We start from the raw sequence: 24499 nt of genomic DNA on the forward strand, positions 1-24499 counted from the left end.
GTCAACCCTTACCTGTGGATAACTTCCGGGCGGTCCGCGACGCTTGGGATACTGTGCCGGAAACTCAGGAAAGGAGTTGCGAAAATGGCGTCACGGAGCACCCGTCGACCCACGATCAAGGACGTGGCCAGCGTGGCCGGGGTCTCGGCGAGCACTGTCTCCAAGGCGCTCAAGGGGAACTATCCGTTGCGCGACTCGACCGTCGAGCGGGTCCGCCAGGCGGCGGACGAGCTCGGCTTCATCCCGGACAGTCGCGGCCGCGCGCTGGCGTCCGGGCGCAGTTTCACGGTCGGACTGATCACCACCGACAGCTCGGGGCGGTTCAGCATACCGATCATGCTCGGCGCCGAGGACGCGCTCAGCGCCGGCGAGATGGCGCTCGTGCTCTGCGACACCCGCGACGACCCGCTCCGCGAGCAGCACTATCTGAAGGCGCTGGTCTCGCTCCGGGTGGACGGCATCATCGTGACCGGCCGCCGGGTCGAGCCGCGGGAGCCGATCGACGTACCGATCCCGGTGGTGTATGCGTTCAGCCCGTCCACCGACCCCGCGGACACGTCCGTGCTCGTCGACGACCACGCCGGCGCCTCGGCCGCCGTGCGGCATCTGCACACACTCAGCCGGAAACGGATCGCCCACGTCACCGGGCCGGAGTCCCACCTCAGCGCCCGGGTCCGCGCCGCGGCCACCCAGGAGGCGGCGAGTACGACGTTCGCCGGGCCGCCGCTGTACGGCGAGTGGACCGAGCGCTGGGGCCGGCTGGCCGTCGACGTACTGCTCCGCGACCACCCGGAGGTGGACGCGATCACCTGCGGCAGCGACCAGATCGCCCGCGGCGTCTGCGACCGCCTCCGCGAGCTCGGCCGCTCGGTCCCCGGCGACATCGCGGTCACCGGGTACGACAACTGGTCGGTGATGGCGCTGGCCAGCCGCCCGCCCCTCACCACGGTCGACATGCAACTCGAGGAGCTCGGCCGCCGCACCGCCAAACTCCTCCTCGACGCCATCGCCGGCTCTCCCCGCCCCGGCCCCCTGAAACTCCCCACCCGCCTGATCACCCGCGAGTCCACCCTCGGCACCTGACCCACCCGTCGTTTCCGGCGGGGACCCCATCGGCGGGTCGAGTACCCGGATGGTCATCCGTTCGTCCGCCGATCGTTGCCGAAGACCGTCTAGATTGATCCAGGTGCTGCGCAAGCTCGTGATCGGCGTGGCGGTGATTGCCACCGTGGTGGCAGGGGTGGGCACCGCACGGCTGGTCCTTCCGTGGACCGATCCCACCCAGGGCGTGCCGAAACAGCTCGCGTTCCTGCGTACGGAGATCGAGCAAGGTGCGGACCGAAACGCGCAGAAACAGTTTCCGGAAGGGTATTTCTTCCTGAACGTGCTGTACGGGTTGAGCTGGGTGCAGGTCGGCGTCAGCGATCCGGCGCGGGCCGCCGACGCGTCGATCCAGGTGCGGTGGGCGCTCGACCGGCTCGACTCGGCGGACGGGACAGCGCCGTTCGACAAGTCGCTGAAGCCGCAGTACGGCGTCTTCTACGCCGGCTGGTCGAACTGGTTGCGCGGCGGGCTGATCGCGCTCGGGCAGTCGGACGCGGCGGACCGCTCCCGGTTCACCAGCGACTCCGTCGCGATCGCCAGCGCTTTCCGAACCGCGGAAACTCCGTTTCTCGAGGCGTACCCGGGGCAGGCGTGGCCGGTCGACTCGGTCGTCGCGATCGCGTCCCTCCGGCTGTACGACGCCGTGGTCGCGCCGCGCTTCGGGCAGCTCGCACGGAACTGGGTGACGACCGTGAAGACCAACCTGGACCCGGCGACCGGGTTGCTGCCGCATCAGGTTGTGCCGCAGGTGACCGCTGCGCGCGGCTCGTCCCAGGCGATGATCCAGCGTTTTCTGGTCGACATCGATCCGACGTTCGCCCGATCGCAGTACCAGCTGTTCAGGGACAAGTTCGTCACCGGGCTCGGGGTTCGGGAGTACCCGGAGGGCACCGCAGGGCAGGGTGACGTGGACTCGGGGCCTCTAGTGCTGGGCATGAGTCTTTCTGCAACCGTTGTCGGGATGGGTGCGGCGCGGGTCCATCACGATTCGCTGGCGGACCGGCTGGCGCGGACGGGTGAGCTGGTCGGGCTGCCGTTCACCGGCCTGAAGACCAAGCGGTACCTGTTCGGCGCGATACCGATCGGCGACGCGTTCCTGGCCTGGTCGGCGTCCGCGCGGCCGCTGATCGCCACCGACCAGCCGGCGGTCGACGGCTCGTCCGGCTGGTGGCGGCTTCCGTGGTTGGTGCTGCTGTGGCTACCCGCGTTGCTGCTCTGGGGTGCAGTCCGGCTCAGACATCGCGGCCGAAGACGGAAGCGAGCGCGCTGAGTTTCCGTGGCAGGTCGTACTCCGCTCCACCCTCGTGCCCGTTGTAGGTGAACACCTCGAGCTCCGCCGGCCCACCGTACCGGTGGTACGCCGCGAACACCGTCGACGGCGGGCACACGTTGTCCATCAGCGCGACCGAGAACCAGGCGGGACAGGTCGCGCGGGCCGCAAAGTTCACCGCGTCGAAGTAGGAAAGCGTTCCGAACACGGTTTCCGCCTCGAACCGGTGGCCCTTGAGCCAGCGCGCGATCTCGGCGTACGGGCCGTTGTCGGTGATCTGCGACGCCCGCCGGAAATGGCACAGGAACGGTACGTCGGCGATCGCCGCGGACAGGTCGGCGCGCAGACCGGCGACCGCGAGCGCGAGTCCGCCTCCCTGACTGCCGCCGAGGACCGAAACCCGGTCGCCGTCGACGTCCGGGCTGCTGCGGACCGCGTCGACGGCCCGCACCGCGTCGGTGATCAGCCGGCGGTAGTAGTGCTTCGTCGGGTCTTCGACGCCACGGGTCAGGAACCCGGGCGCCGACGACCCGTGGCCGTCCGGCGCTATGTCCGCGGTTTCCGAGATCGTTTTTCCTCCACCGCCCTGGCCGCGGTTGTCCATCACCAGGTGCGCGTACCCGGCCGCGCTCCAGGTCAGCCACTCGTACGGAATCCCCCGGCCGCCGTTGTAGCCGATGTACTGCACGACCGCGGGCAGCAGACCGGTGCGGTGGCGCGGCAGCAGGAGCCACGCCTTCACCGGTTGCCCGCCCCAGCCGCTGAAGGTCACGTCCTGGACCTCGACAGTTGCCAGCCGGGCGTCGTACGGCGTGAACCGTGCGTCGATCGGGTGTCCGGCCGCGTCGTCGAGCGTCTGCTTCCAGAACGCGTCGAAGTCCGCGGGCTCCTCTGGGTCCGGGCGGTACTCCCGCAGCCGGTCCAGCGGCATGTCGACGAGCATTCGTAGTCCTCTCCGTTCGCGATCAGTGGAAGGTGACAGCCGCGGCGGCGCCGTGGCGGTCGGTGGTGTCGACGACGATTCGCCAGCCGCCGTCGCGCCGGGTGGCGCTTACGCCGTCGCCGGTGACGGGGCTGTTCAGGCCCGGCTTGTCGAGGTCGACGGTGACCGAGGTGCGGGTCTGCGTCGGGTCCGAGATCGCGACGGAATTGCCGGCGACCACGACCGAGGCCGGGCCGTCGGCCGTGAGTTCGGCGGCCGTGCCGGCGGTCCAGAAGTTCGCCGCCAGGACGTTGCGCAGGCGGATCGCGTGCGCGGTGCCGTCCGCTCGAATCCGTTGCACCGGAAGCTTTCCGGCAAACGTTTTCGTCTCCTCTAGCGTCGCAGCCGGCAGTTGGACGTAGTAATAGCCCTGCCCGGCCGGCGCCGTACCGTGGGCGAACCACACGGTCTGGTACGGACGGGTGACTACGTCGTCGGTGCCGTACTTGAGGTTGATCTCGCGCCAGGTGGCAGTCCGGTCCTCGCGGAGCGTCTGCACCGGCGTACGGTCCGGGAACACGTATCCGCCGGTGCCTTCGAGGTGGCACCAGCCCGGCGCCGAGGTGAAGGTCTCGTTCCCGGTGCGCAGCTTGCGGTTCTCGACGATCGTCTCGACCTCGCCGTCGCCGGTGATGTCCGAGCCGATGCACACCATGACGTCGTCGACCAGGAACCAGCTCTTCAATGCCCGCAGGTTCGTGCCGTACCCGCGCAGATCCATGCCGTAGGCACCAGTCGTCCGCCCCGGCACGGACACACCGCCGACCCAGTCCGCCTCGCTGGTACTGCGGAAACCGTACGAGTCGGCCAGCCGCCGGGTGTCGACCGTTGTCCCCGGCAACCGGTACGGGTCGACCGTCGGCCAGTAGTCGCCGGAGTAGTGGCCGAGGTCGTCGTCGTACAGCAGCACCATCCCGTCGGACAGGTGCCAGCCGTGCAGGTTCTCGTTCTGGATCGACTCGTAGTTGTAGATCCGCGACGAGTAGGCGCTGAGCCCGATCGTGAACGCCGGGCGGTGGTGCGCGACCTTGTCCATCCGGGGGTACTGCTTGTGCAGGACCAGCGGTCCGCGGGCGGTCGCAGCCGACGCGAGGATGCCACGCGCGGCGACGAGCGACGCCGGATCGGTCACTTTCAGGAAGTTTCGGAAAACGTCTTCGTTGATCCACTGCTTGACCAGCGCGGTCAGCTGGACCGCCCGCTCGGCCGGCGCGGCCGGGATCAGCCGGATCGTGCCCTCGATGATCGTCTGGGTCGCCGCATGGTTCTGCTTGCTCGGGCGGGCGATCTCCCGGCCGCAGACCGAGCCCATCATGTCGCCGCGCACCATCAACGGATCGAACGCGTCGTTGATCCAGCCGTAGATGTTCTCCAGCTCCGGATCGGTGACCGCCCATTCAGTGCCGCCGAGCAGGTACAGCAGCGAGGAAAGCGTGCCGAGGAGCTCTTTTCCGTAGCCGCCGTTGTATGGGTGCTTGTAGTGCTGGAGGAACGAGCCGTCGCTGTAGAAGCCTTCGCCGGTGCCGTCGACCCGGCCAGGTGCGTCGTTGAACGCCAGCACGCTGTTGGCGCCGTTGCCCTCGACATCACTGATCGCGTCCCGGACCCGGGTAAGCGCAGCGGTGTCGCCGTCGAGGACCGCGCGGGTCGCCACCACCGTGGCGATCCAGACGCGGTTCGCACCGGTCGCGATCTGTCGGTCCGCGCGCCACAGGTTCGGGTCCGGCGTGTAGTAGTCGATCGCCTGCGTGTACGTCGTACGGACGTCGGCCGGGAGTACGTCGTACAGCAGGACTAAGGTGTCGGCGAACGCGGACGCGCCGCCGATCTCCCAGTCGTAGTCGTTGTCGTACCGCGGGAGGGTCGGGCTGTAGCGGTTGGTGTGCATCCACTCGAGCGCGCCGTGGATGTCGTCGGCGACGGACTCGTTGCCCTGGTACACCGAACCGTTGGTGGCCCAGGCGACCGCGAGCTGCTTGATGCGACGGAAACTCGACGCGACGTGGTTGGAAAGCGTTGTACTTGCGAGGTCGGGCCAGAGGGTGGTGCGGTTCGCGGAACGATCGAGCGTGGCAAGAGCGGACTGTGCCAGCCGGTCCACCCGGGCGATCGCAACCGCGAGGTCCGGGTCGGCCGGGTCGACCGTCGGGCCGCCCGTGAGCAGCGTTTGCCAGCGCAGGCGAAGTTCATCGGTGCCGGTGCTCGCCCAGCCGCGGGCGGGTAAGGCGAGCAGCGCGGCACCGCCAAGCGCACCACCGAGCACGGTGCGCCGACGAAGGGTGAAATCTGACATACGAGTCCTCTCAGAAGGAGTGACGACTCACAGAGCACGAGCGATGGCGTTCGCGCCGGCGGCATTGGGATGTAGGCCGTCACCGCTGTTGAAGGTGGGGCGGAGCCGGGCCGGGTCAGCGGGATCGCGGAGGGCAGCGTCGACGTCGAGCAGATCGTCGAAGAGACGGCCTTCGCGGAGTACGGCGTTGACGCTGTTGCGGACCTCGTCGAGCTCGGGCGTGTAGCGGGTCCAGCCCTTGAACGGGCCGATCGTCGCGCCGACCACGTCCAGTTCGTGGTCGTGCGCGCGACGTACCAACTGTTCGTAGGCCCGCAGGACCCGTTGGGGATCGGTCTGGCTCGGCGGCTGCTGGATGTCGTTGATGCCGAGGAAAACGATCAGTGTCTGCAGGTTCGGCAGGGCGAGCACATCGCGGTCGAACCGGGACTGCCCGCTCGGCCCGAAACGCGCGTCGTCCAGCAGAACACGGTTTCCGCTGATTCCGAGATTGGCCACCGCGGGCCGGCGGCGGAAGCGGGCGGCGTACTGATCGGGCCAGCGGAGGTTTGCGTTGTCGGGTGTACCGACGCCCTCGGTGATCGAGTCGCCGAGTACCGCGAGCGTCGGACGTCCGTTGGCTTCGACGTCGACACCGTTGAGCAGGAACACCGAGTTGGTCGGACGATCTCCGATGAATCCGGTCGCATGCACGTTCCGGTGGAAACTCAACGGACCGGTCGGCCCTGGGAGGTACGTGGTCACGAGGAGATCTCCACCGTCCGGTACGACGAGATCGACCGGATCGCTCACCACGGTCGCGCCGGCCGCGAGTATCACTTCCCGCTCGCCGTCGAAGAGCACCGGCCGTTCCGGCCTCGAACTGACGGCAACAGTTGCCGGGCCGATGACGATCGGCGATGTGCCGAACGGGTTGGCGAACCGCAGCCGCAACCCGGAAGCACCCGCGGCGGTTCCGGCACTGAGGCGGAGTGTGTTCCGCAGCGTGGTTCTGGTGAAGCCGCTGCTCGCGTCGAGGTCAGTGGGAGTCGGAGCCGTCTGGGCGGTCGCCCAACTGGTGACCCAGCGCGGCCGCGCCGCCCGGATGGTGCCGGGTGTGGTGGCTGCCTCTCCGGTTGCCGTTGACGAGGTATCGAGGGCGGTGCGTCCGAGGAGAGCGCCAAGGGCGGTCGCGGCCGTTCCGGCGAGGATGGTGCGCCGGGACGGTGTCGTCATCAGCAGGCTGCCGTCGGGTTGTAGTCGGCGCCGTACGTTCCGACCGAGTTTCCGGCGGTGTTTCCGGACATGGTGTTGCCGCAGACCGTGCCCTGCGGCGTACGCATGAACTTGATACCGCCGCCGGCGTTGTTCGTGATCGCGTTCCCGTAGATATTGTTGGCCGTACCATCGGTTGCCGTGTCGCCGCCGAGGCGGACACCGGCGCCGGTGTTGTCGTGGATCGTGTTGTAGCGGAACGTGTTCCCGCTCCCGCGTGCGTCGAGGCCGCCCAAGCTCGGGTCCTTCTGCTCACTGCAGTCATTGTTCTCGACAACGTTTTCCGTGGCGTTTTCCTTCACATCCACGCACTCGTTGCCGTACGTCGCGATCGTGTTGTCGTGGATCCGGTTGTTCCGGCTGCGGTCCGGCTGGTCGTCCGGCGCGCCGTTCTCGCCCTGCTGTTCCGGCGCGGTGCCGAGGTAGATCCCCTCGCCGTTCTTGCCGCCGTCGTTGAACTTGAAGTCCCAGACTCCGCACGGCCCGATCGTGTTGTCGTGCACGTCGGCGTTGGTGACCAGGTACCTCAGCCGCAGGCATTCGCTGCCGGCGTTCTTCAGCCGCATGTTCCTGATCGTGAGCGTGCCGACGCCGTCGCCGGGCGACGTGCTCATCACGTACACGAGCTTGTCCCGGTACCCGTCGATGCTCGACGATGAACCGTGCAGCCCGTCGATCGTGAATCCGTCCAGCGTCACGCCGTCGTGCTGCACCTGGACGATCCGCGAGTTCCCGGCGCCCTTGACCACCGCCGTCGACGGGCCGGTGATCGTGACCCCGGAGCGGACGGTCACCACATCCTGCAGGTAGGTGCCGGAGGCAAGGTGCACGGTCGCGCCGCGCGGAGCGGTATCAAGCGCTTTCTGAATCGTGGCGAACGGCGTGCCCGCCGACGTGCCGGCGTTGGTGTCGCTGCCGGACGGGGCAACGAAGTAGTCGGTTGCGGCGTGCGCCGGAACTGCGGGCAGCGCCAGCGCGAGGCCGAGGAACAGGATCGGGACGGCTCTGGACATGATTGTCCTCCTGATAGGGCGGTTGAGGTGCCTATACGCGGTCGGCGACGAGCAGGCCGACCAGAACCGGAACGGTGGTGCCGAGGAGCAGCGGACCTGCCGGAATCACCAGCGAAAAGACCGGTGCGGCGATGGCGGCACCGAGGAGCGCGGTGCCACGCGGGACGGAGGTGAAGGCGAGACGGAACGCCGTACGACGCCATCCCGCGGCAGAACCGGACGGTTTCCGGGCGGCGGCGACGGCCAGCGCGAGATGGTAGGTGGCCGCGACGGCCAGCAGGCCGACGTGGATCATGAACAGGACGACGGCCAGTACGCCGGAGCGGCCGGCCAAGAACGACAAGTTGCTGATAGCAACCACTGCGGCGAGGGTCATCAGGGCCGAGTGCGGCAGCAGCCGGCGCCAGTACCTACGGCAACCGACGAACACTCCGGTGAAGCACCGCGTGTCCCCGTCGACCCGCCATCGCTCCAGCGCAAACCCAACCCCTGCCAACGCCGGAAGCCACGTCACTACACCCAAACACAAGAGCCCGAAGGCAACCCCCGCCGCCGCCGGCTGAGCAACCCACCCCAACAGCTCCAGCCCTCGTCGCCCCACCGAGGCACCAACGGCAGACCGTCCAGCCATCGCAGGCCGATCGGCTCCCGCGAGGTCAGCAGTGCCTGCGGACGCGGCGGTCATTGTGTGTGCTCCGCCGGGATCGTGATGCGACGGCCGGGGGTTTGGATGATGGCGCGGATCGCCAGACCATCACAATTGCCCGCCTGGGCGCCGCCGCCCGCTCGGGAGCGCGAGTCGGCGCCAACGGCAATGGCCTGACCGTCCGCCGGCCCAGCTGCTGCGGGTGGACGCGGGTCCAGGCGGCCTGCGGCGTCGGGCAGGAACACGGTTTCGTCGGTGAAGGTGATGGCGTGGCCGCGTGTTACGGGGAGAGAGCGAGCGGCCGCTGGAGTTGGGTGGAGGGCGGAGGTCGGCTCGATCGTGGTGAGGAGGGTTGCCGTGGTGGTCTGGCGCGCGGTGGCGCGGAGGGTGTGCATGGTGCGGGTCAGGCGGAGGCTGGGGGTGCTCGAGGTCGGGTTGGCTTCCACCTCGGTGACGGCGGGCTCCACGTCGAGCGACGTGTGCAGCCGAACCCACGCCTGGGCGGACCCCGACCGCAGAGCGATCTCCTCGCCGTACTCGATCGGCCAGTCCGCATGCAGCAGCAACGTCCAGTCGCGCGGGGCGTCGGCAGCGCAGTGGTCCAGGAGGACGACCCGGCCGCCCGGAGTGAAGACGAGTGTCCGGTCGAGGCGCGTGATGCCCAGCTCCGGCGGGTACATCGCAGCGATCCGGGCCGTGGCGTGTGCCATGCCGTCAGCGGCGAGTACGTCGACCATCTCCGCCTGGCGCTCGTACGGGATCCCCTTGTAGACGTGGTACCGGTCCTCGTCCGCGAACCCCTGCCCGTCCACCAGGATCAGGTTGTGGTCCCCCGCCCGCTTGCGGTTGCTGTACCCCTCGTCCACCGCCAGGAACGCACCCCGTGACGTCAGCACGAACGACCCGGAGTCCGGGTGATGATGCCCGGCGCTCAACGTGTCCCAGCCGCGTTCACGATCCAGCTTGTGCGACGTCTCCCACGCCTGATGCCCGCCGCCCGGTGCCGCCTTGAACGACACCATCGTTGCCTCGTCGTCCCATCCGGTACGGGCGGTGACCAGCCCGAGGTCCGGGAAGTACGCCGACAACGGCGCGCTCTGCGCGGGATCGACCGGTGCCAGCGAGTCGTCGTACCAGAGCAGTTCCAGGTACGCCTCGGGCATCACGCCCGGCTTCACACCGCTCGCGTACGCCTCTCGCCAGAAGAAACGTTCGGAAACGGTTTCCGCAAGCCATTGCGCCTCGCCGATCCGGTACGCCGCCGCGAGCTTCCGGTAGAGCGCGACGCTGTGCCCGCTCCGCCGGTCGTGGCAGTCGCCGTGGTCGATGTTCTCCTCGAACCCGGGCGCACACTGCTGCAGCCGGTAGGAAAACGTGTTCGCCAGGAAGGAACAGCGTTTCCACCAGTCGAGCCCTTCCTGGTCCTGCAGGAGATCCAGGTACGTCGCCAGCCACGGCACGCCGTACCGCCAATAGACGACGCCCTCCATGTCGGACCCGTCCGCAGGCAGCAACTCGATCACGGTCGCGAAGTTCGACCTGGCGCGCTCGGTCCAGTCGGAACGTCCGAGCGCGTACCCGGCCGCGGCGAGCCCGGTGTAGCAGATCCAGTTGTGGTTCTGCCAGTACGACGAACTCCACCAGGAGCCCTCGGACTCGACGGCGAACTCGTACAGCCGGCTTCCCTGCAACTCGAGCTTGGCGCGCAGTTCCGCGGCGAGCTCGAAGTCGTCGCCGAGCCAGCCCGACGCGAGGGAGAGCCCGTGCAGCAGCCAGCCGGCGTCGAGGTCGTGGTCGGGCATGTGGGCCTTGCCCCAGTGCGGGAACCCGATCGCGGCGGAGATCCAGCGGGCGGCTTCGGCGCGGTATCCCTCGTTTCCGGTCAGCCGGAAAGCGAGTGCGAGATTCGCCGCGGCCGGGCCGAAGTACGTGATGCTCGCGGACGGGTGCTCGGACGGCGGGGTCTGCGTGCGGTACCAGTCGCACTGCTCACGGAGCCGGCGCCACTGGGCGGCGTACCGTCCGTCCAGGCCGTTCCGCAGCTCGTCGATGCGGACGTCATACATCGGTGATCACCTCGGCGAGGTCGTCGTCGATCGGGGCGGTCGAGTACACGGAGCAGAAGGTCGCGGACGTACCGGTGACCGTCCAGTCGATCCAGGTCCGGGTCCGTTGCGGGTCGTCCGCCGGGCCGGGGCCGGGCCGGGTGACCGGAATGCCGTCGCCGCGGTGGTAGCCGTAGAGCTTCTCGTCGCCGGTCCACGTACTGCGGGTCGCGCGCGGGCCGAGCTCGACGGTCAGGTCGACGTCGGGGCGGAACTGGAGGACGATCTCGCGTTCGCGGTCGGCCGTCACCCGGACGACGTCGAGCAGGTAGTTGTCGGCAGCAATCAGTTCGCGGGTTGCGTGGACACCGTCGTACCAGCCGGAAACCGTTGCGGAAATCGAGTTTCCGTTGCGGGAAACGGCGCCCGTCGCCTCGGCGGGTTCGAGGCCGTCGATGCGGAGCGTCGGGTGTGAGACGACGGACTTGTAGTGCGCACGCCATTGGGCGTGGCCGTACGGGACCTGGCCGGGGTCGGGCTGCCAGGGGGTCGTGGAGCCGTACAGGTACAGCGCGAGTTTGTCGTGGTGGCCGTGCGATCCGCCGTGCGTGCCGTGGTCGAGGATCGCGTGGATGCCGGCGGTGCGGACTACGGCGTAGGTGGAGTCGGGTCCGCGGTCCGCGAGGGTCGTGCGGGGCGGGCCGCTGAACCAGCCGTCGAAGCGGTCCTCGAGGCCGTCGTAGCTCGCGCCGACCTCCGCCCGGGCGTGCGTCGCGACGGCGGTGAGGTCCACGGCGGACGTGAACTGGCGGGCGAGAGCTGCGATCTCGAGCCATTCGAGGGCGAGCGGGACCCGGCGGTACGGGCCGTCGTGGAGGGCGGGAAGGACGCCGCCGGAGGTGGCGATGTCGGCGAGCGCCGCGATCATCATCTCCAGTCGGGCCGGGACGGTGGCCGGGTCGCAGCCGCGCAGGCTCAGCAGGTACGCGCGCAGGACGAAGCCGTGGTAGTACGTGCTGCCCTCCCATTCCCAGCCGTCCTCGCCGGTGGACGCGGCCAGGTGGGCGAACTGGCCGTGCTCGCCGGTCAGCCATTCGTCGGCGCCGGCCCATTCCGTTCCACGGAGGGCGGCGGCTGCTTGGCCGGCGGTGATGCCGAGGGCGTTGAACCAGGCGGTGTAGTTCGACGAGAACTTGTCCTGGGCAACCATCGCGTCCCGGGCCCGGCGCGCCCCGGCCACCATGTCGTCGAGCATCCCCAAGGTCTCGCCCAGCTGACCCCGTCCACTAGCCGAGTTCGAGGTGGAGGGCGTCGAAGAGGCGTGGGTGGGGTGGGTGGCGAGGGTTCGGATCGCGTGGGCGATGGGAACGCCCCACACGGCGTCGGTGAGTGCCTGATGGAACAGGCGGCCGCGTTGCATCCAGTTCTGGGCCTGGTCGTGCTCGCCTTCCTTGGTCAGGTCGAGGTACAGCCGCGCGTACGACGTGAGCAGGTCCGCGCCGGCGCCGTCGTACGAGAGGAGGCGGATCCGTCGGGCCCAGAAGTGGTGGGCCAGCACCGTCCACGCGCCGCGGACCGCCGGCGTGTCGACCCGGCAGCCGTAGGAACACGGGACACCGCCGGCCGGAAACACCCCGGACGCGAAGCCGACATGCTCCAACTCGACCCCGTGCGCCGGACACACATACTCATGCCACCAACCTCCGCGCTCCGCCGGCGGACCCACCAGGACGTCTTCCTGCCCAGCCCCACGCTCGGGCGGCGGGCTAGCCGGCACCTCCTCCTGCCCGACCCCGCTCACAGGCGGCGGGGTCGCGGGCGGCTGGTGGTCGTCGCGTTCGGTCGGTGGGTTCATCGGGGCCACGTGCCACCGTCGATGTCGATGGTGATGCCGGTGAGGTAGCCGGACGCGGGGAGGGCGAGGAAACGAACCGCGTTCGCGACGTCCTCGACCTGACCGGCGCGGCCGATCGGGGTGCCGGCGACCATGTTCGCCTGTGCCTGCTCGGTGGAAAACGTTTGATGAAACGCGGTTTCCGCGATGTACCCGGGAGCGACCGAGTTCACCGTGATGCCGCGCGGCCCGAGCTCCTTCGCCAGGCCCTTGGTGAACCCGCGGATCCCGGCCTTCGCCGCCGCGTAGACCACCGACCCCGGACCGCCGCCGTTGTGCGCGGCGAGCGAGGCCATCGTGATGATCCGGGGATTGGCCGACTGTGCCAGGTGCGGGATCGCGGCCCGCGTGGTCCGGAAGGTCGCGCCGAGGTTGACGTCGACCACCTGCTGGAAGTGCTCGTCGGTCATCTCCTCGACCTTGACCCGGCCGATCAGGTGGCCGGCGTTGCAGACCAGTACGTCGAGCCCGCCGAGGAATCCGACGGCCTCGTCGAGCAGCCGGTCGACGTCGGCCGTCGACGTCACGTCGGCACCGACCGAAATCGCTTTCCGGCCGAGTTTCCCGATGTCGGAAACGGTCTGCGCGGCGGCGTCGGCGGACGTCCCGTAGTGCACCACGACGTCCGCCCCGGCCGCGGCCAGCCCGAGCGCGATGCCGCGGCCGATGCCGTGCCCGGCACCGGTGACCAGCGCGCGTGTCCCCTGCAGTTCCATAGAACGTTCTCCTAAGGTGATTGTCATTTGATGCCCGCGTTCGCGAACCCTTGGACGAAGTAGCGCTGCCCGATCAGGAACAGCACCACCATCGGTACGGTGGCCAGCGTCGTCCCGGCCATCAGGAACGCCCACTGGGTGTCGTTCTCGGTGCGGAACACGGACAGCCCGACCTGGATCACCCGCAGACTGTCGCTCTTGGTCACGAGCAGCGGCCAGAGGAAGTTGTTCCACGACCCCTCGAAGGTGAGCAGCGCGACCGTGATGAACGCCGGTTTCACCAGCGGGGTCATGATCCGCGCGTAGATCCCGAACTCGCCGAGGCCGTCCAGCCGCGCGGCCTCCTCCAGCTCCACCGGCAGGTCCAGATAGAACTGCCGGAACAGGAACACCGAGAACGGACTGACCGCACCCGGGATGATCAGCGCCCACCAGGTGTCCAGCCACCCGGTGCCGCCCTGCCCCAGGAGGTCGTTCCCGCCGAACAGCGGCATGAACCGCACGATCAGGAACTCCGGCAGGATCTTCGTGTACGTCGGGATCATCAGCGCCCCGACGAACCCGAGGAAGATCAGCGAACTGCCCCGGAACCGCAACCGGGCCAGCGCGTACCCGGCCATCGACGCGATCACCACGTTCAGCAGCGTATGACTCGCCGCGATCACGAAGCTGTTCCGCGCGTACGTCGCGAACGGCGCCGCGCGCAACGCGTCCGCATAGTTGCCGAAGGCCCAGTGCGACGGCAGCAACCGCGGCGGTACGGCGGCGATGTCGCCGGGCGTCTTGACCGAGGTCAGCAGCATCCAGACGAACGGCACGATCATCACCAGCGAGATCGCGATCAGCGTCAGGTAGAGCGCGACCCGGCCGGCGCGGGCGCGCCCGACGGTGTCAACGGGTGGCACGGTCACCTCCGGTGATCCGCCGGTTCAGCAGGGTCAGGAACAGCAGCAACGCGAACAGCACCAGGCTCTGCGCGCACGCGTACCCCATCCGGAACTCCCGGAAGGCGGACTTGTAGATCTCGTACGTCATCATCGTCGTGCTGTTCGCCGGGCCGCCGTCGGTCAGGATGTAGACCTGGTCGAACGACTGGAACGCCCCGATCACCGAAGTGACGAACACGAAGAACGTTGCCGGGCGCAACAGCGGCAGGGTGAGGCTGAAGAACTGGCGGACCTTGGACGCGCCGTCCACCGACGCCGCCTCGTAGAGGTCGACCGGCAGGCTCTGCAACGCGGCCAGGTAGATCAGCATCTTCAGCCCGATGCCCTGCCAGATGCCGACCACGATCACCGCCGGCATCGCCCAGTCCGTCGACGACAGCCAGGCGGGCCCGTCCAGTCCGAGGAACGACAGTACGGCGTTCGCGAGGCCGCCGCGCGGGTCGTAGATCCACAGCCAGACCAGCGCCACCGCGATCGTCGCGGTGACCTGCGGGATGAAGATCGCGGTCCGGAAGATCGCCCGTCCGGCCAGCTTGGTGTTCAGCATCAGCGCGATCAGCAGCGCGATCCCCATCGCTACCGGGACCGTGAAGAACGTGTAGATGCTGGTGTTCAGCACGGCCCTGCGGAAAACGTTGTCGGAAAACAGATCACGGAAGTTCTGCAGCCCGGTGAACCGCGGCGGCGTGAGTACGTCGTACGACGTGAAGCTCAGCACGACCGCGGCGACCAGTGGGATGCCGATCCAGATCAGCGCGTGCAGGAGTGCGGGCGCGACCATCAGCAGCCCGGCCCGCCGCCGCGACCGGGCCAGGCTCCCGCCGGTCGAAGGCGCCGCGGCCGGCGGGGGCAGGCCGGGCAACCCGCGGCGGGACCCGAACCGCGAACGGAGCCCGGCCCCGGACCCGGACAGAGACTTGCCTTCGGTGGTCGACACGGTGCTCACAGTCGGGAGATCGCTTCCTTGCTCAGGTTCGCGAGGTCGTCGATCGCTTCCTTCGCGGTCTTCTTGCCGACCACCGCGGTCTCCAGCGTGGTCTTGACCTTCTCCCGGATCTCCATCCAGGCAGCGGTTCCGCCCTCGGACCGGGCCTTGCTCATGTTGTCCAGGGCAAGCTTTACGAAACCGTTTTCCTTCACGTATTCCGAGGTTCGCAGGTCCTGGACGCCCGGCACCGAGCCACGCTGCTGGGCGGTCGGCAGGATCGATTCCGGCGTACCCATGAACTCGACCAGTGCCTGCGCCGCGGCCGCGTGCTTGGTCGACGCCGAACGGGACACCATCGTGCCGCCCTGCAGCATCGCCGGGACCTTGTTGGCCAGGATGAACGCGCCGACCTTGTCGTCCTTCAGCAGCTCGGGGGTCTGCTGCTGCAGCTGCACCCAGAGCGAGTTGTTCGCCATCATCATCGCGGCCCGCCCCTGCTGCAGCGTGCTCGGCTGACCGGCGGACGACTTGAACGAGTAGTCGGCGGACTTGTCCTTGATCACGTCCAGGAGCAGCTGCAGCGCCCCGACACCACGGTCGTCGTCGAACTTCACCTGCTGCCCGCTCTCGTCGAACAGGTTGCCGTCGTTCGCGAACAGGAACGTCTCCCAGCACTGCCGGAGATCGATCGAGAACGGGTCGAACCCGACCCGCGTCAGCTTCCCGGAACCGTCGGAGCGGGCCAGTTCCTTCGCCATCGCCCGCAGCTCGTCCCAGTTCTTCGGCGGCGCCTTGATGCCGGCCTCGGCGAACATGTCCTTGCGGTACGTGACGATCCGGGTGTCCAGCACCATCGGCAGTGCGTACAGCTTGCCTTCGAACCGGGAGGGTTCGAGCACGCGGTCCTCGTAGTCGTACCGCTTGGCCAGCTCGTCCGGCAGCGGCGCGAGCACCTTCTTGTGCGCGAACGGCGGAATCCAGCCGACGCCGAGCATCACCACGTCCGGCATCAGACCGCCGGCCAGGCTGGTGGTGAGCTTCTCGTTCAGGGCGCTGTAGTTCGTGTAGTCGACCTTGACGGTGACCTTCGGGTTCTTCTGCTTGAACGCCGGCAACAGCTTGCCCTCGAGCAACTGCTTGCCGGAACTGCCCTCGAACAGCGGGGTGAGCAGCGTGATCTCACCTTCGACCGGGCCGTCCGCGGCCGCCTGGCTGTTACCGCCGGACGACGCGGAGCACCCGGTGGCGGCGGCGACCGCGCCGAGCCCCAGGGCTGTCAGGACTGATCTGCGGGTGTACTCCATGGCGCGCCTTTCGTGGTGCCGCGAAGGTCGGCTGGTGCATCGATGCACCAGCTCGAAGCAACTCAGTCAAGACGACTGGTGCAACGATGCACCGCATGCTAGGAACGGATTTCGTCGGCCGTCAAGAGGTCGCCGCCGACCAACTGAAACTGGACAGGAGACTCAATCTGATGCATCGTTGCACTGCGAGACGGCAGAGCCACGGGGTGACAGAATGCGCGGGTGGGCGGTGAATTGAGAACTGGTGAGGTGACGATCCAGCAGGTCGCGACCGAGGCGGGCGTCTCGCCGAGCACGGTGTCGAACCTGCTCAACGGGCGCAACCACCGGATGCTGCCGGAGACCCGGCAGCGGATCGAGCGCGCGATCGACAAGCTCGGGTACCGCCCGAACCGGGCCGCCCGGCAGCTGCGCACCGGCCGGACCACCACCATCGGACTGGTGGTGCCGTCGGTCGGCAACCCGTTCTGGGGCGCGCTCGCCCGGCACCTGGAGTCCGCCGCGCTGGCCGAGGGGTACCACGTGCTGCTCTGCAACTCCGAGCGCGACCCTCGCCGCGAGCGTGACTACATCGAGGAGCTGTGGGCCGACGGCGTGCACGGCGTCGTACTGTGCTCGTCGCTGCCGTCGCTCGAGCACGTGATGCCGCTGGTGGAACGCGGGCTGCAACTGGTGGCGTTCGACCGTACGTCACAGGCCGGCGATCCGGCCTCACTGGTGAGCATCAGCGTCGACAACGCGATCGGCAGCCAGCTCGCGACCAAGCATCTGACCGACCTCGGGCACCGCCGGCTGGCGTTCGTGTCCGGGGCGCTCGCGAGTGTGAACCGCAAGGAGCGGTACCGCGGGTTCACGGCCGCACTCGAGCAGGTCGGAATCGACCCGGCGACGTCCGTCCGGGCACCGGTCAAGGGTGACGCCGACGACTTCGGCGACGTCGAGGCCTCCGAACTGGGACGCGCCGCCGCGGCCGAACTGCTCGCGCTGGAGGAGCCGCCGACCGGGATCGTCGCGATCAACGACATGTGCGCGCTCGGCGTCTGCCGCGGTCTGCGCGACGGCGGCCTCGAGGTCGGCAAGGACGTGTCGGTGGTCGGGTTCGACGACATCGTGCTCGCGGACCTGTACGCGCCGACGCTGACCACGGTCCGGCAGCCGATGAAGGAGATGGCCGCGGCCGCGTTCGCACAGCTCCGGTCCCGGCTGGACGACTCCGGACCGACACAAGGGCAGTCCCTGCTGTTCCGTCCGGAGCTGATCGTGCGCGAGTCCACGGCGGCGCCCGCGTAGGGTAAGGCTGTGCAGCGGATCTCGACGCGGAACGCCAGGTTCCAGGTTTGGCAGGCGTCACTGACCAACCGGACCAAGCGGCAGCGGTCCGGCGAGTTCCTGGTTCAGGGCGTCCGGCCGATTTCGGTTGCCGTCGACAACGGTTGGCCGGTCAACACCGTCATTCACGACGCGTCCCGGCCGTTGTCGCGCTGGGCTTCGGACCTGTTGCAGCGGCTGCCGGATGTCGAGCGGGTCGCGATGGCGCCCGAACTGCTGGCCGAGCTCGGCGAGAAGGACGACCCCGAGCTGATCGCCGTACTCGCGCTTCCGGCCGACGACCTGGACCGGATCCCGGTCGGGCCGGACTTCCTCGGGGTGGTGTTCGACCGGCCGACCGGCCCGGGGAACATCGGGTCGGTCATCCGGTCCGCCGACGCGTTCGGCGCCGACGGGGTGATCGTGACCGGGCACGCCGCGGACGTGTACGACCCGAAGGCCGTGCGCGCGACGACGGGTTCGCTGTTCGCGGTCCCCGCCGTCCGCGCGCCTTCGCATCGCGAGGTGCTCGAGTGGGTACGCCGGTCGCCGGTCGCGGTGGTCGGCACCGACGAGCACGGCACGACCGACGTCTACGACTTCGACTTCACCCAGCCCGTCCTGCTGCTGATCGGCAACGAGACGGCCGGGCTCAGTACGGCGTGGCGGGAGGCGGCCGACCACCTGGTGCGGATCCCGATCACCGGCTCGGCCAGTTCGCTCAACGCCGCGAACGCCGCGACCGCGGTGCTGTACGAGATCTCCCGGCAGCGCTCACGCCCTGCAAAGTAGCTCGCTGTGCAGGATCGAGATCCAGCCGTCGGCGTCGGCCGTCCAGGTCTGCCAGGCCTGTGAGATCGCGACCAGAGTCTCCTCCGGTACGCCGGCCGCGCGCGCCTGGTCCGCGAGCGCGGACTTCAGGATCCGGTCGGCCCACATGCCGCCCCAGAACGCACGGTCCTCCGGGGTGGTGAACGTCCAGGTGGACGTGGTTGCCTCCACCTGCTCGAACCCGGCGGCATGCGCCCAGGCCAGCAGGTGGCGACCCGCGTCCGGTTCGCCCTTGTTGGCGCGGGCCATCCGCTGGTAGAGGTCCATCCACTCGTCGAGCTCCGGCAATGCCGGGTACCAGACGAAGCCGTGGTAGTCGGAGTCGCGGACCGCGACGATCCCGCCCGGTTTGCAGACCCGCCGCATCTCGCGCAGCGCCTGCACCGGATCGGCGACGTGCTGCAGCACCTGGTGCGCGTGGACCACGTCGTACGTGTCGTCGGGCAGTTCGAGTGCATGCACGTCGCCGACCACGAACTCCACGTCGACGTCGACGTTCTCGAACGCCTTCCGAGTGATGTCCAGCGCCGGGGCATTCGCCTCCAGCGCGGTGGTCCGGCCGGGCTCGACCAGGCGAGCGAGGTCGGCGGTGATGGTGCCCGGGCCGGCGCCGACGTCGAGCAGCGCCATCCCGGGACGCAGGTGCGGCAGCAGGTATCCGGCGGAGTTCTCCGCGGTCCGCCAGCGGTGCGAGCGCAGCACCGACTCATGATGTCCGTGTGTGTACACGTTGTTCATCCCAGGCTCCTTTGCCTTCGCCAACAGTGCTCACGCTAGCGCAGAGTCTTGCCAAATGAGACATATCGTCTCACCATATGAGCTGACGTCGATGACCGAATATGGCCGGACGAACAGCCGCGCACCGGCGAACCTTGAGGAAACCACCGAGGAGGACAGTGATGCTGGCAAAGGTGTTTCCGATCAGGCTGAAGGACGGCAACCAGGCCGCCGCCGAGGCGATTGTCGAGGAGTTCGGGCCGCGCGGGCCGGCTGCGGAAGAGGGGACGTTGTCGTTCCGGGTGTACCGGGATCCGGCGACGCCCGACTACCTGTTGTTCGTCGAGCACTTCGCGGACCAGGCGGCGTACGACGCGCACACCGGGTCGGCGGCGTACCGGGAGCTGATCGCGGGGCGGTTCGCGGAGCTGATCGTGGAGTTCGTCGAGGTCGATCACGAACTGGTGGTGAGCCTGTGAGCGCGCGGCGGTTGCGCGAGCTGCACGCCCAGCCCCCGCTCGTGCTGCCGAACGCGTGGGACGCCGGCTCAGCGCGGGCGATCGCGGCGGCCGGTGCGCAGGCGATCGCGACGACGAGCGCGGGAGTTGCCTGGGCGCACGGGGTGGACGACGCCGGCGGGCTCGACCTGGCGACCGCGGTCGCGACGGTCCGGGCCGTCTGTGCCGCGGTCGACGTACCGGTGACGGCGGATGTCGAGGCCGGGTACGGCGATGTCGCGCGGACGGTGCGGGAGGTCGTCGAGGCGGGCGCCGCCGGGGTGAACCTGGAGGACAGCACGGCGCTGGTACTCGACGATCCGCTGGTGCACGCCGAACGGATCCGAGCGGCGCGGGCGGTGGACGACGAACTGGTGATCAACGCACGGACGGACACGTACCTGTACGGCGACCCGACCGGGACGATCGAGCGCGCGAAGATCTACGCCGATGCGGGCGCGGACGTGCTGTTCGTCCCCGGGGTGGTCGACCTGCCGACGATCGCCGCACTGGTGAAGGAATCGCCGCTCCCCCTCAACGTGATGGTCGGCCCGGGCGCTCCGTCCGTGCGTGAACTCGCGGAGGCCGGCGTGGTGCGGATCAGCGTCGGGCCGGCGATCACGTCCGCGGCGTACGCGCTGGCAACGGCCGCGGCCACGGAACTACTCACGCGCGGCACCTACGAAACCCTCGAGCCGTAGGGCGATCTCCTGGGCGGCGGGCCTGCTCGTCACGGTCTCGAGGGACCGGACGAGCCCGGCCGCCGGCTCGAGGATTACGTTGCCTTCAGCAACTTCGGTCGCGAGCGGGCCGACGAGATGGGCGGAGGTCAGTGCCTCGGGTCCGGGGAAGGCGTGGGTCAGGCCGTGGGTGAGGCCCGGAACCGGTACGCCGTGGACCTCGACCAGCTTGTGCAGGGCGTCCGTCGCCTCCGCCGGTGACAGCCGGTCCCGGAGCACCGCCTGTACGGCGATCTCGAACGGCGCCCAGGCTCCCGGCACCCGGACGCCGGCGAGCGCCGCAGCATCAGCCGACGCCGCCGAGGGTCCGGCGGCGTTCGTGCGCTCCTGCCCGGAGAGCGGGCCGAGGACCCGAGCCGCCGCCGACAGCTCGCGGGCGGACAACGGATCCCGATCCGCCGCGACCAGCCGCGCGGCCCGGTCGACGACGTGGATGACGCCCTCCCAGAACGGGAGATGCGCCCGCAGCAGCAGCTGATCGTCACCGCCCGCGCCGATCTCGAGCATCCCGGGTTGGCCGTCCAGCGAGACCACCCGCCGGTACACCCCGTCCTCGACCGACTCGACGCCCGGGATCGCCCGGTCGCCGAGGAAGTCGCACATCGCCTGCCAGTCGTACGGCGGCGTGAACGGCAACCGCAGTACCAGACCGCCGTCGGCCGCGAGCCGATCGCCGCGACGCCGACGCTCGCGGAGCTCCCGTGGGGACGCCCGGAAGACCTCCCGCATCGCCCGGTTGAACTGCCGCAGGCTCCCGAATCCGGCCGCGAACGCGATCTCCGCGATCCCGAGGTCGGTGTCGTCCAATAGCCGACGGGCGAAATGCGCCCGCCGGGACCGCGCGAACTGGTCCGGCGTGGCGCCGAGATGCTCGTGGAACAGCCGCCGCAGCTGCCGCACCGACAGCCCTAGCCGCGCACCGAGCGCAGCCTCACCGGCCTCGTCCAGCAGCCCGGTGATGATCAGCTGCACGGCCCGGCAGACCAACTCGGGCGCCGCGTCCGGAACCGTCCCGGCGATCCGGTACGGACGGCAGCGCAGACACGCGCGATATCCGGCCGCCTCGGCCGCGGCGGGGTGCTCGAACGTGCGGACGTTCTCCGCGAGCGGCTTCGCACCGCAGCCCGGCCGGCAGTAGATCCCGGTCGTCCGGACCGCCGAATACGTCGTCACCGAAAACACGGTACGCACCCGCACCGACAGTTCCTGACACGCGTTTTACACCGGGTAACCGCGGTCGCGACTAAGGTACGGCGAGTGCAGTCGAAACCTATGCTGGTCGTGGTGAGTGGTCCGCCCGGGACGGGAAAGACGACGTTGGCGCACCGGATCGCGGCCGCGATCGGTTGCCCGGCGATCTGCCGGGACGAGATCAAGGAGGGCATGGCGCACGCGACCCCGGGGTTCGTGCCCGGCCCCGGCGACCCGCTGACGATGCGGACCTTGTCGACGTTCTTCGACGTGATCGGGCTGCTGGTCGGACGCGGTACGACGGTGGTCGCGGAGGCCGCCTTCCAGGACCGGCTGTGGAACCCGGGCCTGAGCCCGCTGCTCGGCCGCGCCGACATCCGGATCGTGCACTGCACGACCAGCGCCGAGGTCGCCCTCGAGCGGATCATCGCGCGGACCGCGTCCGACCCCCGCCGGGCGGCCCACGAGGACGCGAAGATCGGTGCGGACGCGCGCGTTCGTACCCACAATGCCTTCCAGTCGGTGGATCTCCCGGTCCCGGCGATCACCGTCGACACCAGCACCGAGCCGTCGCTCGACCAGATCATGGCCTTCTTGTCGCGTTGACGGCCGGTCGTGGTGGACGAGGTCATTGCCGGCTGATCTCCGCGCGGACGGCCGGGACGACGTCCTTCGACCAGCGGGAGAGCTGGAGTTCGTACGGGTCAGTGCCGCGGGGGAAGAGGGTGAAGCCGGTGGCGTTGTGGTTCAGGACGGCGTCGGTCAGCTCCTCGATCCACTGGGCGGGAGAGCCGCCGATCCAGCGCCCCTCGGCGTCACGGGTCTGACGGAGCGGGGTTGCCGTGATCGTGCCGGGGAAGTTGTAGATCGTGCCGATGTCCGATGGTTTACGGCCGGCAGCCAAGGCCGCCTGGTCGATGATCGGCCGGGACCAGCGATAGCGGTCGCTCAGCCAGTCGGCGGCGTGGCCGGGGATCCATCCGTCGGCCTGCCGGCCGGTGGCCGCAAGGGATTTCGGGCCGTTCGAGCCGGTCCAGATCGGCGGTGCCGGTACGGCGGCCGGCCGGAGCGCGCCGATCGGGTAGTGCTTCGTCGGCGTCGGCGTACCACCGTCGGACAGCCCGTGGACGAGCTGCATCGCCTCCTCGAACGCCTCGACCGCCTCCGCCGGGCGGAGTTCGGGAACGCCCATCGTGGTGATCCGATCCCACGCACCGCCGGCACCCAGCCCGAGGATGAAGCGTCCGCCGGACAGCGCGGCCAGCGAGGTCGCCGTACGCGCGAGAACGGGTGCAGGGCGTAGCGGCAGGTTGGTGACGTTGACGAACGCCGACAGCCGCTCGGTCCGCCCGAGCATGAAGGCGATCGCGGCGTACCCGTCGAGCATGTCCGGGACGTACGGGTGGTCGGCGAGGCTGACGTGGTCGAGACCGTCGACGTCGGCCTGCTGGGCGAGCCGCACGATTGCGGCGACGTCCTGTACCGAGTCCGGCGATCCGTATCCGAACCGCACGTTCATGGCGACTCCCTCAGATAGTTTGCTGTTCGAACTAGTTGTAGCACGGATACTTAGAACAGCAAACTATTAGTCCAACGGACTACCATGGGAGGCATGGTGACGACGACGGCTGCTCAGGACACGCATCTGGCGAGCGCGCTGGTGCAGACGATGCACCTGCTGCAGGACCTGCACGCCGAGACCAGCCGGCCGCTCGGCCTGACGTCACAGCAGGCCCGGCTGTTGTGTGTGCTGATCGCCGGGCCGCAGGGGATGACCGACCTCAGCCACATCCTGAGCATCGAACGCTCGAGTCTCACCAGCATGGTCGACCGTCTGGAACGCCGCAGCCTGGTCGCCCGTGCGCCGATTCCCGGCGACCGTCGCGCCTTCCGCATCGAGCTCACGCCTGACGGTCTCGAGCTGGCCCACCAGGTCCACGACGCGGTGGTCGACCGCATCAACACTCTGACCGCCGCGCTCCCCGCGGGGACCCGCGCCACCGTGACCGCCGCCCTGCAGTCCATCCTCCCGTGACTTACCGGTACGTCGAACGGGCCGGCGCCCGAATCGCGTACCGGGTCAGCGGTTCTGGGGCGGCGCTCGTGCTGCTGAAGAACAACCGCCGGCCGCTCGACTACGCGATCAGTGACTACCTGGCGGAGCGGTTCCGGGTCTTCCAGGTTCACCCGGTCGGCTTCGGGGCGAGCGACCGACCGGACGTGTACGACTTCGGCAGCATCGGCGAGCAGGTGATCGCCGTACTCGATCGGGAAGGCGTCGAGCGGTTCGGGGTCTGGGGGTTCTCACAGACGGCCTGTATGGCGGCGATGGTGGCGCGATCGACGGAGCGGGCGAGTGCGCTTGTGATGGGTGGAGTGCCGCCGATCGAGATGTTGACCGACGGGGAGATGCGGCGGCTGGAACGGGAGCCGCGGCTGCCGCGGCCCGCCCTGGAGTTCTGGCGGGCTTATCGGTCGTACGACTGGCATCACGAGCTCAGGTGCTATCCCGGGCGCCGGGTGGCGTACATGGGAACAGCCGATCCGGCGATCCGGCGCTTCTGCAGATTGCGGCCGGTACTCGAAGGGATCGGCGTGACGTACTTGGAGTTCGAGGGATTGACGCACAGCACCTGCGGTCTGGGCGACGCGTCCCCTGACGGCCGGCGGGTCGCACACACGGTGTGTGGATGTCTGGGGAAATGTTAAGGGCCACCCCCGGTGGGGGGTGGCCCTTAACAGTGTGAATGTCCGGCGGCGTCCTACTCTCCCACGACCTCCCGGTCGCAGTACCATCGGCGCTGAAGGGCTTAACTTCC

General features: G+C 69.0%; 23 protein-coding genes. 9 read left to right on the top strand and 14 right to left on the bottom strand.

Annotated features, from left to right (window positions below; genetic code table 11):
• The first annotated feature begins 84 nt into the window (after positions 1–84).
• Together AB0M51_RS35150 and AB0M51_RS35155 are read left to right on the top strand one after the other, a co-directional pair.
• Entirely contained in the window at positions 85–1083 is a 999-nt protein-coding gene (locus AB0M51_RS35150; RefSeq protein ID WP_363752309.1) for a LacI family DNA-binding transcriptional regulator, read from the top strand.
• Positions 1084–1186: 103 nt separating this feature from the next.
• Positions 1187–2374, top strand: a complete 1188-nt coding sequence (locus tag AB0M51_RS35155; protein ID WP_363752312.1) for a hypothetical protein — start codon at positions 1187–1189, stop codon at positions 2372–2374.
• Here AB0M51_RS35155 and AB0M51_RS35160 read toward each other — a convergent pair.
• The 11 genes from AB0M51_RS35160 to AB0M51_RS35210 form a co-directional block, all read right to left on the bottom strand.
• Positions 2337–3317 (bottom strand): acetylxylan esterase, encoded by a 981-nt coding sequence (locus AB0M51_RS35160; RefSeq protein ID WP_363752315.1) that lies wholly within the window; start codon positions 3315–3317, stop codon positions 2337–2339. The genes AB0M51_RS35155 and AB0M51_RS35160 overlap by 38 nt on opposite strands.
• 22 nt (positions 3318–3339) lie before the next feature.
• Positions 3340–5649, bottom strand: a complete 2310-nt coding sequence (locus AB0M51_RS35165; protein WP_363752318.1) for a polysaccharide lyase 8 family protein — start codon at positions 5647–5649, stop codon at positions 3340–3342.
• Between the two features lie 27 nt (positions 5650–5676).
• Complete coding sequence (locus AB0M51_RS35170; RefSeq protein ID WP_363752321.1) at positions 5677–6864, bottom strand: GDSL-type esterase/lipase family protein; 1188 nt, start codon at positions 6862–6864, stop codon at positions 5677–5679.
• Positions 6864–7916 (bottom strand): right-handed parallel beta-helix repeat-containing protein, encoded by a 1053-nt coding sequence (locus tag AB0M51_RS35175; RefSeq protein ID WP_363752324.1) that lies wholly within the window; start codon positions 7914–7916, stop codon positions 6864–6866. The genes AB0M51_RS35170 and AB0M51_RS35175 overlap by 1 nt, the downstream gene beginning before the upstream one ends.
• Before the next feature lie 31 nt (positions 7917–7947).
• A complete protein-coding gene (locus AB0M51_RS35180) occupies positions 7948–8292 on the bottom strand; it encodes a hypothetical protein (RefSeq protein WP_363752327.1) in 345 nt (114 codons plus the stop codon).
• Positions 8293–8597: 305 nt separating this feature from the next.
• Complete coding sequence (locus AB0M51_RS35185) at positions 8598–10628, bottom strand: hypothetical protein (RefSeq protein WP_363752330.1); 2031 nt, start codon at positions 10626–10628, stop codon at positions 8598–8600.
• Positions 10621–12462 carry a heparinase II/III family protein gene (locus AB0M51_RS35190; protein WP_363752333.1) on the bottom strand — a complete coding sequence of 614 codons (1842 nt, stop codon included), beginning with the start codon at positions 12460–12462 and terminating at the stop codon, positions 10621–10623. Before AB0M51_RS35190 ends, AB0M51_RS35185 begins: the two co-directional genes overlap by 8 nt.
• On the bottom strand, positions 12459–13217 hold the full coding sequence (locus tag AB0M51_RS35195) for an SDR family oxidoreductase (RefSeq protein ID WP_363752336.1): 759 nt from the start codon (positions 13215–13217) through the stop codon (positions 12459–12461). The genes AB0M51_RS35190 and AB0M51_RS35195 overlap by 4 nt, the downstream gene beginning before the upstream one ends.
• A gap of 23 nt (positions 13218–13240) precedes the next feature.
• Positions 13241–14122 (bottom strand): carbohydrate ABC transporter permease, encoded by an 882-nt coding sequence (locus AB0M51_RS35200; protein WP_344191467.1) that lies wholly within the window; start codon positions 14120–14122, stop codon positions 13241–13243.
• A complete protein-coding gene (locus tag AB0M51_RS35205) occupies positions 14109–15101 on the bottom strand; it encodes a sugar ABC transporter permease (protein WP_363752340.1) in 993 nt (330 codons plus the stop codon). The genes AB0M51_RS35200 and AB0M51_RS35205 overlap by 14 nt, the downstream gene beginning before the upstream one ends.
• A gap of 5 nt (positions 15102–15106) precedes the next feature.
• Positions 15107–16396 carry an ABC transporter substrate-binding protein gene (locus AB0M51_RS35210; RefSeq protein WP_344191463.1) on the bottom strand — a complete coding sequence of 430 codons (1290 nt, stop codon included), beginning with the start codon at positions 16394–16396 and terminating at the stop codon, positions 15107–15109.
• A gap of 222 nt (positions 16397–16618) precedes the next feature.
• Between AB0M51_RS35210 and AB0M51_RS35215 the strand changes: the two genes are divergently transcribed.
• A complete protein-coding gene (locus tag AB0M51_RS35215; protein WP_363752344.1) occupies positions 16619–17686 on the top strand; it encodes a LacI family DNA-binding transcriptional regulator in 1068 nt (355 codons plus the stop codon).
• A gap of 9 nt (positions 17687–17695) precedes the next feature.
• Positions 17696–18496 (top strand): TrmH family RNA methyltransferase, encoded by an 801-nt coding sequence (locus AB0M51_RS35220; RefSeq protein WP_363752347.1) that lies wholly within the window; start codon positions 17696–17698, stop codon positions 18494–18496.
• On the opposite strand, the gene AB0M51_RS35225 is transcribed toward AB0M51_RS35220, so the two are convergent.
• Entirely contained in the window at positions 18479–19273 is a 795-nt protein-coding gene (locus AB0M51_RS35225; protein WP_344191457.1) for a methyltransferase domain-containing protein, read from the bottom strand. The two genes, AB0M51_RS35220 and AB0M51_RS35225, sit on opposite strands and share 18 nt — an antisense overlap.
• Positions 19274–19434: 161 nt before the next feature.
• Here AB0M51_RS35225 and AB0M51_RS35230 point away from each other — a divergent pair, with 161 nt between their 5' ends.
• Positions 19435–19731 carry an antibiotic biosynthesis monooxygenase gene (locus AB0M51_RS35230; RefSeq protein ID WP_363752350.1) on the top strand — a complete coding sequence of 99 codons (297 nt, stop codon included), beginning with the start codon at positions 19435–19437 and terminating at the stop codon, positions 19729–19731.
• A complete protein-coding gene (locus AB0M51_RS35235; protein WP_363752353.1) occupies positions 19728–20450 on the top strand; it encodes an isocitrate lyase/phosphoenolpyruvate mutase family protein in 723 nt (240 codons plus the stop codon). The genes AB0M51_RS35230 and AB0M51_RS35235 overlap by 4 nt, the downstream gene beginning before the upstream one ends.
• Here AB0M51_RS35235 and AB0M51_RS35240 read toward each other — a convergent pair.
• A complete protein-coding gene (locus AB0M51_RS35240; protein ID WP_363752356.1) occupies positions 20412–21662 on the bottom strand; it encodes a helix-turn-helix domain-containing protein in 1251 nt (416 codons plus the stop codon). The two genes, AB0M51_RS35235 and AB0M51_RS35240, sit on opposite strands and share 39 nt — an antisense overlap.
• An 84-nt stretch (positions 21663–21746) precedes the next feature.
• Here AB0M51_RS35240 and AB0M51_RS35245 point away from each other — a divergent pair, with 84 nt between their 5' ends.
• Positions 21747–22286 carry an AAA family ATPase gene (locus AB0M51_RS35245; RefSeq protein ID WP_344191448.1) on the top strand — a complete coding sequence of 180 codons (540 nt, stop codon included), beginning with the start codon at positions 21747–21749 and terminating at the stop codon, positions 22284–22286.
• Between the two features lie 22 nt (positions 22287–22308).
• Here AB0M51_RS35245 and AB0M51_RS35250 read toward each other — a convergent pair whose 3' ends face one another.
• The gene (locus tag AB0M51_RS35250) at positions 22309–23199 is read right to left on the bottom strand and encodes an LLM class flavin-dependent oxidoreductase (RefSeq protein ID WP_363752360.1); all 891 of its coding nucleotides are present in this window, start codon (positions 23197–23199) and stop codon (positions 22309–22311) included.
• A 93-nt stretch (positions 23200–23292) separates the two neighbouring features.
• Here AB0M51_RS35250 and AB0M51_RS35255 point away from each other — a divergent pair, with 93 nt between their 5' ends.
• Positions 23293–23715 carry a MarR family transcriptional regulator gene (locus tag AB0M51_RS35255; protein ID WP_363752363.1) on the top strand — a complete coding sequence of 141 codons (423 nt, stop codon included), beginning with the start codon at positions 23293–23295 and terminating at the stop codon, positions 23713–23715.
• Positions 23712–24389, top strand: coding sequence for an alpha/beta fold hydrolase (locus tag AB0M51_RS35260; protein WP_363752366.1), 678 nt, complete (start codon positions 23712–23714; stop codon positions 24387–24389). Before AB0M51_RS35255 ends, AB0M51_RS35260 begins: the two co-directional genes overlap by 4 nt.
• Positions 24390–24499 lie beyond the last annotated feature (110 nt).

It is taken from the genome of Kribbella sp. NPDC051137, from assembly GCF_040682535.1.
Classification (GTDB): Bacteria; Actinomycetota; Actinomycetes; order Propionibacteriales; family Kribbellaceae; genus Kribbella; species Kribbella karoonensis.

Excerpts from the sequence above, each read along its gene's own strand:
- AB0M51_RS35210 (WP_344191463.1), bottom strand. The coding sequence starts at position 16,396 with ATGGAGTACACCCGCAGATCAGTCCTGACAGCCCTGGGGCTCGGCGCG.
- AB0M51_RS35175 (WP_363752324.1), bottom strand. The coding sequence starts at position 7,916 with ATGTCCAGAGCCGTCCCGATCCTGTTCCTCGGCCTCGCGCTGGCGCTG.
- AB0M51_RS35160 (WP_363752315.1), bottom strand. The coding sequence starts at position 3,317 with ATGCTCGTCGACATGCCGCTGGACCGGCTGCGGGAGTACCGCCCGGAC.
- AB0M51_RS35230 (WP_363752350.1), top strand. The coding sequence starts at position 19,435 with ATGCTGGCAAAGGTGTTTCCGATCAGGCTGAAGGACGGCAACCAGGCC.
- AB0M51_RS35225 (WP_344191457.1), bottom strand. The coding sequence starts at position 19,273 with ATGAACAACGTGTACACACACGGACATCATGAGTCGGTGCTGCGCTCG.
- AB0M51_RS35255 (WP_363752363.1), top strand. The coding sequence starts at position 23,293 with ATGGTGACGACGACGGCTGCTCAGGACACGCATCTGGCGAGCGCGCTG.
- AB0M51_RS35250 (WP_363752360.1), bottom strand. The coding sequence starts at position 23,199 with ATGAACGTGCGGTTCGGATACGGATCGCCGGACTCGGTACAGGACGTC.
- AB0M51_RS35190 (WP_363752333.1), bottom strand. The coding sequence starts at position 12,462 with ATGAACCCACCGACCGAACGCGACGACCACCAGCCGCCCGCGACCCCG.
- AB0M51_RS35180 (WP_363752327.1), bottom strand. The coding sequence starts at position 8,292 with ATGACCCTCGCCGCAGTGGTTGCTATCAGCAACTTGTCGTTCTTGGCC.
- AB0M51_RS35150 (WP_363752309.1), top strand. The coding sequence starts at position 85 with ATGGCGTCACGGAGCACCCGTCGACCCACGATCAAGGACGTGGCCAGC.
- AB0M51_RS35165 (WP_363752318.1), bottom strand. The coding sequence starts at position 5,649 with ATGTCAGATTTCACCCTTCGTCGGCGCACCGTGCTCGGTGGTGCGCTT.
- AB0M51_RS35170 (WP_363752321.1), bottom strand. The coding sequence starts at position 6,864 with ATGACGACACCGTCCCGGCGCACCATCCTCGCCGGAACGGCCGCGACC.
- AB0M51_RS35195 (WP_363752336.1), bottom strand. The coding sequence starts at position 13,217 with ATGGAACTGCAGGGGACACGCGCGCTGGTCACCGGTGCCGGGCACGGC.
- AB0M51_RS35185 (WP_363752330.1), bottom strand. The coding sequence starts at position 10,628 with ATGTATGACGTCCGCATCGACGAGCTGCGGAACGGCCTGGACGGACGG.